The organism is Halalkalibacter lacteus (assembly GCF_036663595.1).
GTDB classification, from domain to species: Bacteria; Bacillota; Bacilli; order Bacillales; family Bacillaceae_D; genus Halalkalibacter; species Halalkalibacter lacteus.
This window is the reverse complement of the sequence record NZ_JAWRVL010000018.1, coordinates 79,214-90,445: the sequence shown is the minus strand read 5'-3', so window position 1 is coordinate 90,445 and position 11,232 is coordinate 79,214. Positions and strand designations below refer to the sequence as shown.

Below are 11,232 nucleotides of genomic sequence, written 5' to 3'. Positions count from 1 at the left end.
GAATACGTTCCCGGGCCTTGTACACACCGCCCGTCACACCACGAGAGTTTGTAACACCCGAAGTCGGTGGGGTAACCTTTTGGAGCCAGCCGCCTAAGGTGGGACAGATGATTGGGGTGAAGTCGTAACAAGGTAGCCGTATCGGAAGGTGCGGCTGGATCACCTCCTTTCTATGGAGTCTTTACTCTAGTCGATATATGACGCAGGTCATATACGCTTGTGCTATTTGTTCAGTTTTGAGAGAACTCAAAACACTCGATTAAAGTAAGAGCTTTTGCTCCTGCGTCTGCGAGTAACGGAAGAAGGATACAGTTTATTTGCCTTTCAAAGTCTGGTGGCGATAGCAAAGAGGGCACACCCGTTCCCATGCCGAACACGGTCGTTAAGCTCTTTTGCGCCAATGGTAGTTGGGGGCTTCCCCCTGCAAGAGTAGGACGTTGCCAGGCACCTAAAAGCATTCCGTTGAGGAATGCTTTTTTTTCTGTGCACAAAATGAGAAAGGGCGTTGAAGCGCTCTGGTCCGAAAAGCAATACCTTCCCCGAATGAGCCAATAAGATGCTATTACTTATCTACTGAGGAATTGCTTCAAGAATCTTTGAAAATATTTTTACATAAAATGGACTTGAAAGTCTGAAACTTCTATAGTATAATATTCTAAATGCATTGAAGAGGAATAGTAGGATTAATTGAGCGATCAGAGAACTGTTGGGTGGTGCGAAACAGTTGCAATAAAAAAATCCGAACTCACCTTGAAGTAGCTCGCTGAAATTGAGTAAGAGTAGGTGGAGACGGGACCTACCCGTTACAGTAGGAGGATATAAAGGATTTAAAATCCGCGTATCTGTCAAGAGTGCATACCCCGTTTTGGTATGAAATCAGAGTGGTACCACGTAAGATGTCAAAAGTCTTTCGTCTCTATTTGTATAGAGATGAAAGGCTTTTTTTATGTAACTACAGAATATAAACGAAAGGTTGATAGCGTATGAAAAATTTTGAAAAGTATTCCAGAGCGTATTTTATGCCTCCTGTAAGCAGTATGAAATGGAGTGAAAAGGAGTATATAACCGAAGCTCCTATTTGGTGTAGTGTTGACCTTCGAGATGGGAATCAAGCTTTGGTCGTTCCTATGAGTCTTGAAGAAAAGCTTGAATATTTTCAATTGCTTGTAAAAAGTGGTTTCAAAGAAATAGAGGTTGGCTTTCCGGCTGCATCTGAAACAGAGTATGCTTTTTTACGTACGTTGATTGAACAAAGTTTGATCCCAGATGATGTAACGATTCAAGTGCTTACGCAATCGAGAGAACATATTATTCGTAAAACGTTTGAATCGCTGCAAGGTGTGAAAAAGGCGGTCGTGCATCTGTACAATTCAACCTCCGTAGCCCAACGCGAGCAGGTGTTCAAAAGATCCAATGACGAAATTATCGGCATTGCTGTAACTGGAGCAAAGCTATTAAAAAAATATGCTGGTGAAACTGAAGGAGATTTTAAGTTTCAGTATTCACCGGAAAGCTTTACTGGTACAGAGATGGAGTTCGCGCTTGATATTTGCAATCGGGTCCTTGATGTATGGCAACCAACGGAGGATCAAAAGGTGATCATCAACCTACCGGCTACAGTGTCATTTTCGATGCCACATGTTTACGCAAGTCAAATTGAATATATGAGTGACCACCTGAAGTTCAGGGACAATGTTATTTTATCAGTGCATCCTCACAATGACAGAGGAACTGGGGTTGCAGATGCAGAACTGGGAATGCTTGCTGGAGCGGAGAGAGTCGAGGGGACACTGTTTGGAAATGGAGAAAGAACAGGGAATGTAGACATTGTAACGCTTGCTTTAAACATGTTTTCGCATGGAGTAGACCCAAAGCTTAATTTTGAAAATATCCCAGAAATCATTTCCGTGTATGAGCCTCTAACAAAAATGAAAGTCAATGAGAGGCATCCATACGGCGGGGAACTAGTCTTCACTGCATTCTCAGGTTCACATCAGGATGCGATTGCAAAAGGAATGAAATGGCGTGAGGAAAAAGAATGTCAGTATTGGACGGTACCTTATCTAATGATTGATCCAAAGGATATTGGCAGGGAGTACGAAGGAGATATCATTCGTATTAACAGCCAGTCAGGTAAGGGCGGGATCGGTTATGTACTTGAACAAAAATATGGGCTTCAACTGCCTCAAGAAATGCGCGAGAGTTTCGGATATAGTGTGAAAAATGTGTCGGACCGTTTACACAAGGAACTAAAGCCTGATGACATATACGACATATTTAAAAAGGAATATGTAAACATTACGGCTCCAATCGAGTTTATTAATTACAAGTTTGTTCAGCATGACACGTACCAAACAGCCGTAACCATTCGGATAAATAGTGAAATCCAGGAATTTGAAAGTGGCGGAAACGGAAGACTTGATGCCATCAGTCATGGGCTTCAAACCAACCTAGGTTTACATTATAGGAATTTAATTTACAAGGAACACGCTTTAGAAATCGGGTCCGGATCACAGGCTGTATCCTATGTAGGTATAACTTCTCAGGAGGGTGCTGTTTATTGGGGATGTGGGATTGACGTCGATATTATGACTTCTTCGGTAAAAGCTCTATTTAGTGCAGTGAATAAAATGATAGTCATCGTACCTCTTTCGATTGAAAATGCCCCCTCCACAGGTGGTTCTAACAACTAGTTGACCTCTTAATTAAAGAGTCGGTGGGTTATTCCAGAAAGGTTAGAAAAAGAAGGAAATCGGTTTACCTATGAGAATATAGAACAAGCACTTGAACAGATTGTCAAGTGAGTACGATTGTAGAGGGACTATAGTCTTGATTATTACTAAAAACATATGGAGACAGGAAACACAAAGGAGTTATCTTAAAAGGGTTTTGAGACAACCTCTTTTGTGTCATTGTTAAATTAAAATATATACTGAGCTCCATCGTAGATATCCATTTGTTTCGAAACTAGCTTGAACTATACTTCCTTACAGAAACGCTTTTAATTGGAGCGTAATCATAACGCAAGCTGTTGTTGAAGAGGGAAATGAACAAAAAAAGTGCTTCCTCTCTCACTTGTTTCTATAGTAATTATTGCATTTTGTCTTTTAGCAACTTTCTGACATATTGATAGGCCGAGCCCTGTGCCGTTCGTTTTTGTACTAAAAAAAGGCGTACCGATTTTTTCGAGTAGTTCATCTTTAATACCGCAGCCCTCATCTTGAATGGCTAAGATAACCTCGTCACTTTTTTGATAAGTTTTAATAGTAAGTGATCCACCGGATGACATTGCATCTAATCCGTTTAGTGAAAGGTTCAGAAGTAGCTGGCGGATTTCCCCTTCATCTAACTGTAAAATCGGGCAATGATCTAATTCAAGACGCACAAATTTATTAACGTACATCGCTTTTGCATTAAGGAGTGGAAACAAGGTCTCTATAATAGCATTAAGCTCAATCGGTTTACGCTTTGGTTTGTCGGTTTTTGAAATAGAAAGAAATTCAGATAAGATATCATGGGCTCGGTCTAATTCTTCGATCATAATATCGACAAATTCAGGAGACGGATGTTCCTTTGACATTTGCAAAAATCCCCGTATCGTTGTCATTGGATTACGAATTTCATGTACAATTCCTGAGGCCATTTCCCCAACAGAATTAAGACGATCTAAACGCGACATTTCCTTTTCGACTAATGCCCTTTCGGTGATATCTGTAATGACAGTCAGAAGACATCTTTCTCCGTGTACATCAAGAAATTCAGAAGACAATAAGCCTTCACGGTATTCTCCTAAATGATTTAAATAACTGATTCTCATACTTTGAACTGGATGGTTTAATTCAGACATATCCAAAACTATTTCTTCATCATCTTCCGAATGAATAATGTATTTCATTGAGTCCACTGTTTGATTAATGATATCTGTATAGTTATCGTAACCGGAGTAGGATAACCAACTTTTGTTCACATTAATATATCTCCAATCTTTGAGTGAACGCAGGGAAACAAGACATGGAGTCGCCTCGAAGATTTTGCGGAAACGTTCTTCTTCAATTATTTTTCGTTCTGTGACATCGCGAATCGAACAGACATAGACGCGCTTACCTGTAATACTCGCTTCTCCAAGTTGAATATCAACTGGAAAGTGACTTAGGTTTTTTCGCAAAGCAACCGTTTCAATCATTTTTTCTACTTGTATCGAATCTGAAAAATAAATGGACAGGTCTGGAACAAGTGTTTCGATATGATGACCAATTAATTCACTTTCGCTATAACCAAACATTTTTGCAACGGCTGGATTAATGGTAATGATCGTTCCAGTCACATCAAACGTAATAAGGGTATCAACTAGAGTCTCGCCAATGACTTTCATTAATTCATTTTGTAATTTAATTTGTTCCTGATATTGATGGATTTTTACAAAGGCTTCCACTTTCATCTTCAACGTTTCCGGGTGGAAAGGTTTTAAAATGTAGTCGATTGCCCCTGTTTCATATCCTTGTTTCACATGTTCCATCGCTTGAGAGATAGCTGTTATAAAAATAATTGGAACTTGTTTGGATTTCTTGCGAGATTTAATGATTTTCGCTGTTTCAAATCCATCTAAACCTGGCATTTGAACATCGAGTAGTATAACAGCTATATTTTCAGTCAATACATATTTCAGTGCCTCCTCACCAGAGTTGACACTGATCAGATTGTAGGAGGAAGTAGATAGTAATCCCTCAAGTGCAAGTAAATTTTCAGGACGGTCATCGACTAACAATATATTAGCTTTCTTTTGAATATTCCATTTTTCTTTATAGTTTTTCATTTGATCTATCTCCTCTTGAACTATGTACGAATGGTAGAAGTTGATTCACTTATTTGGACAACCAAACATGTAATAAAGAAAAAAGCTGATCTAGAAATACGGGTTTACTAATGTAGTCAGACGCCCCTATTTTAATGCATTTTTCTTTGTCATCTTTCATTGCCTTGGCTGTAAGTGCAATGATTGGTAATGTTTGATATTCAGGCATTTGTCGAATCGTTTGTATCGTCTCATAACCATCCATAACAGGCATCATGATATCCATAAGTATCAAATCAATATCTGGATTGTTTTTTAGAACAACTAGCCCATCTTCACCATTTTCAGCAAAGACAACGTTTATTTCTTTGTTTTCCAGTGCTGTTGATAGGGCAAAAATGTTACGCATATCATCATCAACAATAAGTATTTTTTTCCCTGTTAGGAGGGAATGTTGATCTGACTTTTCGTTAGCTCGTTCACTTGTAGCGGCTACTTCATCTAACAGGGTGCTAGGTTCATTTACGAGAGTTTTATCATTGATAGGTAAGTAAAAGGTAAACATACTCCCTTCTCCGACTTCGCTTTCAACAGCAATTCTGCCACCTAATAATTCAGCAATTTCTTGACTAATGGATAGACCTAAACCAGTACCACCGTATTTGCGGTTTATTGTACCATCTCCTTGTTGAAAGGCTTGAAAGATCAACTGCTGGTTCGCCTTAGGAATTCCCACCCCTGTATCTTTCACTATAAATGCGAGAATAGAATGGTTGTATTTAGTTGAACTATGTTTAGGTGGTTTTACTCTTTGAACATGTAACGTGACTTCTCCTTGATCCGTAAATTTAAATGCGTTTGATAATAAGTTATTGATTACTTGGTGTAGTCGGTGCTCATCTGTCCAAAGGTTGTCTGGTAAGTCATTCTCCAGTTGAACGTTAAATGCAAGACCTTTTTCTATAGCGAGAGTTGAAAATTGCCGATTAATAAAGGTGCATAAATCTCTTACATTGACCTCAGTTGGATTGATGTCAATCTTGCCCGATTCTATTTTCGCTAGATCGAGAATTTCATTGATTAAGTGTAGAAGGTCTTTTCCAGATTTAGAAATTGTATCGGCATATTCAACTTGTAGTGCTGTGAGATTCCCTTCCTTATTTTCAGTAAGCAAATGGGCCAAAATAAGCAAACTATTAAGTGGAGACCGTAATTCGTGAGACATATTGGCGAGAAATTCCGATTTATATTTGGAATTAAGTTCAAGCTGTTCGGCTTGTTTTTCCAATTCATTTTTTGTATTAGTAAGTTCTTGTGACTTTTGCTCAGACTGGTTAAATTGTTCTTCTAATTTCTCATTCATGCTAAGCAGTTCTTCCTGCTGCATCTGTAATTCCTCTGATTGACTTTGTAATTCCTCTGTTAAAAGCTTACTCTGCTGTAATAGATTTTCTATTTGCATGCGTCCTTTTACGCTGTTGACCGTAATTCCAATATGATTAGCTATTTGTTGTAAGAACTTTTCTTGAATTTGAGTAAATTTATAAAACGATGCGAGTTCAATGACGATCGTCACTTCTTCTTCAAATTCAACAGGGATAATGATCAAACTCGTTGGTTTAGCTGCTCCAATGCCAGACGAAATTTGAATATAATCTTCTGGGAGATCAGTAAGAAGGATTGTTCGCTTTTCCAGTGCAGCTTGCCCAACAAGGCCTTCATTGTGACGAAAACGGACCGACTTGATTTCTGTTGAGCTTTTGGCTGTGTACGCTAAACTTTGAAAGTATTCGTTCTCCCCAGAGCCTTGTTTTACATAAAATACACCGTAACTAGCGCCCACCATCGGGGTGATTTTCATCATAAATTGCTCAGACAATGTCTGTAAGTCATGAATTCCTTGGTACATGGTTGCGACCTCTGCGATACTATGTTCCAACCAACTTTTTTCTTGAGAAGCCATTGTCATCTTGTTAAATGCCTTAGCGATATCACCTGTTTCATCTTGGGATTTGACTTCAATCTGTGGTATATCTTCGGTGTTACTAGAGGTACTGGTAAGACTAGAAATAACGTTCATGATTTTAGATAGGTTCCGTGTAATGTTTTGTGATATAGCTAATCCGATGGTTATAAATAGAATAAGTGAGATAATGCTTAGAATAATAGTCATGCTGTATATATTTTGGACTAATTCTGTGTTTTCTGATCTTGCTTCATTCATTAATTCCTGGTTGCGATTTGTCAGGAGATTAGCAAGAGGAGCAAGTTTACTACCTGTTGGTAACACTTCTGTCATAAAATAATCTAGGGCTTCTGTCTGGTCTTTGTTCTGTTCATAGCGAGTAACTAACCTCTCATACTTCAATCTGAACTCTTGATTTAATTCATATAGATCATCTACGTCATTTTTACTTTCGGGTTGGGTTACCATCGTTCTCGTTTCGTTGATTAGCCCATTTAATTTCTCATTTGCTGTTCGTAATTCGCTTATAAAATCGGGGTCTTGAGTTAAGAGATATCCGCGTAATCCATTTGTTTGTGCGAGTGAAAGCACTTGAATGTCTTTAGTATTTGATAGAATTTGAACCCGAAGATCGATAATACTTGAATACGAGTTGTTTATTTTGTCGATGTAATAATAAAAAGTCATACTGGTGCCTCCGAAAAATAAGGCGAGAATGAAAAAGCTGATCAATAATTTTTTGCCGATTGTAAACTTCACTGTAATTGCCTCAATTCTATTCTTGAATTTTCCTTTTCAAAAGTTTCCTTTATTATAAATCGCGCAACGAATTTAGTTGAATAATATGTCAGATAATCTCACTTTAAATATGTATTTAAAATACATATTAAAAACAACTTCCTTCATTATATACCTAAAGTACGTAGACAAGAGAGAAAGGGGAGTTCACAAAATAGACACAATTCTCGTGACTAGTTTCGACAACCAGAATGAATTAACCTGTCATATACTTAGTCATGTTGAAACAAACTAGAAGAATTTGGAGGGTTATACAGTGGCGACTCTAACAATGGAAAAAAAGCAAGTGTTTTCTAATTATACAACCCAACTTTTTTATGATGAGATGTTCGATCAATCAGGAAAAGTTAGGTGTTCTTATAAAAAACTCTACCAACGATTTGTCAAGATGGGGATAACTGAGCTAAGTAATAGGAATTTGTTTATGCAATTGCAAATGGTTAGAAAGGGGATCACGTTTACTCTCTATGGAGACCAAGAGGATACCTCTTCGGAACGTACGATTCCTTTTGATATCAGTCCAAGGATTATTAATTCTGATGAATGGACGTTTCTTGAAGGTGGATTGAAACAAAGGGTGCGGGCTTTAAATGCGTTTATAAAGGATGTATATCACGAGCAAAACATTCTTCGCGAAGGGATCATTCCAAGAAAAATGATAATTACGAATCCTTATTTTCGTCCAGAAATGATGGGAGTTAACATCCCAAATGATAACTATATACCTTTATCTGGGATTGATTTGATTCGTAGTGAAACAGGAGAGTTTTATGTGCTAGAGGATAATTTGCGGAATCCTTCGGGAATGTCCTATGTCTATCAAAATCGTTCGATGATGATGCATCTTTTCCCTGAGTTATTTTTTGAATACGATGTTCGTGATATTGACCAAGGGGTAAATGACTTACTAGGTAGCTTACGTAGTTTAGCTCCCAAGGAAAAAGTTGACCCTCTCGTTGTTTTACTTACGCCTGGTGTCCATAACGCTGCTTATTATGATCACACGTTTCTCGCTCAAGAGATGGGGATTGAGCTTGTTGAAGGGAGAGACTTAACGGTTATCGATCAGAAAGTGTATGTAAAAGGTATTCAGGGACTTCGTCAAGTTGATGTGATCTATCGCCGGATTGATGATGAATTTCTTGATCCACTTGCTTTCCGTTCAGATTCATTACTTGGGGTACCCGGGTTAATGAATGCGTATCGTGCTGGAGAAGTAGCTCTTGCTAATGCACCAGGCACAGGAATTGCAGATGATAAAGCAGTTTATGCGTTTGTTCCTGATATGATTCGCTTTTATTTGAATGAAGAACCGATTTTAAAAAATGTTCCTACATATACGTTATCAACTGAGGAAGAAGTCGAATTTGTTCTGTCACACTTACAAGAGCTTGTTGTAAAAGAAAGATCTCTATCAGGTGGATACGGGATGCTAATAGGACCTAAGGCTTCTGAAAGTGAAATTAATGAATTTGCAGCAAAAATCAGAAAGGAGCCAGAACGTTTTATTGCCCAGCCGACGTTAAAGCTGTCATGCGCTCCTTCCTTAATGGAAGACGGAGAGGTGGCCCCACGTCATATTGATTTACGTGCATTTGTATTTAAAGGGAAAGAGATTCAACTCGTGCCAGGTGGTTTAACTAGAGTTGCACTAAAGAAAGGTTCGTTAGTTGTTAATTCCTCACAAGGGGGCGGAACAAAAGATACGTGGGTATTGTAAGAATTTTGCTAAAATTATTAGATAAGATGAGGTGAAGGATCATGATGAACCGTTCTGCAGAATTATTATTTTGGATTGGGCGTTATCTAGAAAGAACAGAAAATCATACAAGACTAATTGATGTAAATTATCATATGCGTCATGAATTAAAGGGAAGTGCAGACCAGCAGGAATGTGTGTGGGAGCGACTTGTAACTACAATTGGTAGTGAATATTCATGGAACAAAAGTGACGATCAATTGAATGAAACAACGGCACTTGCGCTTTTGACTTTTGATCGCACGAACGTCAATTCTATTTACACTTGTATTTATCAGGCGAGAAGCAACATGCGTGCACTTAGACAATTATTACCTGATGAGTTGTGGGATATTATGAATGCTTCTTATCTTTGGTTGAAAGAACAAGATATACATAACATTGTGGATCAATCTCCGCATTTATTTTATCAGCGAATCAGAGAGTGGCTAGCCGGGATTAATGGTACAGCAGATTCCGCTATCCTTCGAGGACAAGAATGGAATTTTATTCAGGCTGGTAAATACTTAGAACGGACAGAGAATATGTTACGTCTTTTACAGACCGTTTACAGCAATCTCGTGCAGGATCGCTTTTCTACCATCGATCAGAAACAATACAATCGAATGATTATTTTACTGAAGTCTGTCGGTGGATATGAGGCATTCCGTAAATTCCATGCTGATGATGTTACCTTTGAAAAGATATTTGAATTTATCATGCTGAATTCGCAATTTCCTCGCTCAGTCAGCTTTTCCTTAAGTTCCTTGGAAACGAGTTTACTAGCAATTAAACAGCATGAATACCAATTAGCGTCGTTATCTGATCAAGCAATTGATCTGACAGCAAGAGTGAAAGAGGTATTAAATGGTATGAAGGCTGAGGGAGACGGATTAGACCTACTTCAAGAGATGATGAACTCATGTCATCAACTTGATCGTACAATCTCAGAAAATTTCTTTCAGGAGGAGTTTGTTGAAGCGTGAAACTACAAATTTCTCACCTTACAAAATACACCTACTCTGAACCGGTCGAAGACAGCATCAATGAGGTTCGTCTGACTCCAAGGACAGATGATAATCAGGTATGCTGTGAACATTCGATCTTGATTGAACCGACCACGTCTTTATTCTCATTCAAAGACTACTTTGGTAATGTTGTTCATCACTTTACTATTCCCGCAACTCATCACAAGCTTGTGGTTGAATCACGGTCAATCGTAGAAACCGAAGAGAAACATATAGTAAAAATCAAGCCGGTTTCTTATGAGACTGAATGTAATATATTGAAAAGTGAATCTTTTCAGAATGAGTATGCTGAATATTTAACAGAAACAGACTATACGCGGATCACTCCTGAGCTTCGGATGTTTTGTGCTGAAGCCCTTCATCTTGATCATGTAAATAGTGTCTATGAGTTGCTTGAAAAAATCTCAGACTTGCTATTTAGTAATTTCATTTATGATGCAGGAGCATCTAATGTTCATACAACGGTAGAAGATACGTTACGATTAAAAAGAGGAGTCTGTCAAGATTATGCTCATGTGATGATTGCGATTTGTCGCATGTTTTCAATCCCGTCTAGATATGTAAGTGGTTATCAATTCATAGGCGATATAAATGATGATCAAAACGAAATTCAGCATGCTTCACATGCATGGGTAGAAGCAAATGTTCCTTTCATAGGATGGGTCGGCTTTGACCCGACGAATAATGGGAAAATCGATTGGCGCTATATTAAAATTGGCCATGGTCGAAACTACAACGATATTGTTCCGTTTAAAGGAATTTATAAAGGCACAGGAACACACAATTTAGACGTGTCAGTAGACGTTAAAATTTACAGACAAAAGGATCATTTAAGACACCAATATTTATGAGGTAGCAATGGTTCCGGACGTTGCGCGCCTGCGGATTGAGAAACCCACTCATAGTAGGT

Annotated in this window: 6 protein-coding genes, 2 rRNA genes, 1 pseudogene and 1 other annotated feature; of the genes and pseudogenes, 7 read left to right on the top strand and 2 right to left on the bottom strand. The window is 38.3% G+C overall.

Annotated features, from left to right (window positions below):
* The 4 genes and pseudogenes from SAZ04_RS14060 to SAZ04_RS14045 form a co-directional block, all read left to right on the top strand.
* Nucleotides 1–170 (top strand): 16S ribosomal RNA (locus tag SAZ04_RS14060); the annotation flags it as partial.
* A 160-nt stretch (nt 171–330) separates the two neighbouring features.
* Nucleotides 331–446: ribosomal RNA gene (rrf, locus tag SAZ04_RS14055) — 5S ribosomal RNA — on the top strand.
* A 209-nt stretch (nt 447–655) separates the two neighbouring features.
* Nucleotides 656–921: a binding site (T-box leader), on the top strand.
* A 62-nt stretch (nt 922–983) separates the two neighbouring features.
* Nucleotides 984–2,693, top strand: coding sequence for a 2-isopropylmalate synthase (locus SAZ04_RS14050; protein WP_332696159.1), 1,710 nt, complete (start codon nt 984–986; stop codon nt 2,691–2,693).
* 12 nt (nt 2,694–2,705) lie between these two features.
* Nucleotides 2,706–2,804, top strand: a pseudogene (locus SAZ04_RS14045) (DUF1731 domain-containing protein); the annotation flags it as partial.
* A gap of 212 nt (nt 2,805–3,016) precedes the next feature.
* Here SAZ04_RS14045 and SAZ04_RS14040 read toward each other — a convergent pair.
* Together SAZ04_RS14040 and SAZ04_RS14035 are read right to left on the bottom strand one after the other, a co-directional pair.
* Nucleotides 3,017–4,813 carry a response regulator gene (locus SAZ04_RS14040; protein ID WP_332696157.1) on the bottom strand — a complete coding sequence of 599 codons (1,797 nt, stop codon included), beginning with the start codon at nt 4,811–4,813 and terminating at the stop codon, nt 3,017–3,019.
* 49 nt (nt 4,814–4,862) lie between these two features.
* Entirely contained in the window at nt 4,863–7,517 is a 2,655-nt protein-coding gene (locus tag SAZ04_RS14035; protein WP_332696155.1) for an ATP-binding protein, read from the bottom strand.
* A 295-nt stretch (nt 7,518–7,812) separates the two neighbouring features.
* On the opposite strand from SAZ04_RS14035, the gene SAZ04_RS14030 reads away from it, so the two are divergent.
* The 3 genes from SAZ04_RS14030 to SAZ04_RS14020 are packed head-to-tail and all read left to right on the top strand — an operon-like array spanning nt 7,813 to nt 11,173.
* Nucleotides 7,813–9,276: a circularly permuted type 2 ATP-grasp protein gene (locus tag SAZ04_RS14030; protein ID WP_431309009.1), complete on the top strand. Its 1,464-nt coding sequence runs from the start codon at nt 7,813–7,815 to the stop codon at nt 9,274–9,276.
* Nucleotides 9,277–9,317: 41 nt separating this feature from the next.
* Nucleotides 9,318–10,280: an alpha-E domain-containing protein gene (locus SAZ04_RS14025; protein WP_332696153.1), complete on the top strand. Its 963-nt coding sequence runs from the start codon at nt 9,318–9,320 to the stop codon at nt 10,278–10,280.
* Nucleotides 10,277–11,173: a transglutaminase family protein gene (locus SAZ04_RS14020; protein ID WP_332696151.1), complete on the top strand. Its 897-nt coding sequence runs from the start codon at nt 10,277–10,279 to the stop codon at nt 11,171–11,173. The genes SAZ04_RS14025 and SAZ04_RS14020 overlap by 4 nt, the downstream gene beginning before the upstream one ends.
* The last annotated feature ends 59 nt before the right edge of the window (nt 11,174–11,232 follow it).